This window comes from Bacillus cereus group sp. BfR-BA-01382 (assembly GCF_022663475.1).
In the GTDB taxonomy this organism is placed as follows: domain Bacteria; phylum Bacillota; class Bacilli; order Bacillales; family Bacillaceae_G; genus Bacillus_A; species Bacillus_A thuringiensis_S.
In genome coordinates, this window is sequence record NZ_JAKUFQ010000301.1 from 1 (window position 1) to 409 (window position 409).

Sequence of the window (409 nt, forward strand, 5' to 3'; positions counted from 1 at the left end):
ACACAAAGAAAACGTGGATCAAACATTGAATGAACTTAACAAGGTTAAGGAAAATGTTGATACGAAGGTGAATGAACTACATGAACGTAAACAAGTTGCTGATGAAAAAATTAACGAGATTAAACAACATAAACAAGAGTTAGATGCAAAACTTCAGCAAGACAAACAAATCGCCGAAGATAAAATCGCTGAAATTAAAGAGCATAAAAAACAAGTAGAAGATAAAGTTGCTGAAGTAAAAGAGCATAAGCAAAATATCGATAACAAAGTGAATGAGATTAAAGAACATAAACAAACTGTCGATGAAAAAGTGAATGAAATGAAGCAACATAAAGAGAACATCGATCAAAAGGTTAATGAACTTAAGGAAGTAAAAAAACAAGTAGATGAAAAATTAGCTGAGTTAAAG

General features: G+C 30.6%; 1 pseudogene. It reads left to right on the plus strand.

The annotated features are described in order from the left end of the window. Positions 1-409 (plus strand): annotated as a pseudogene (locus MR160_RS34040) (LPXTG cell wall anchor domain-containing protein); the annotation flags it as partial.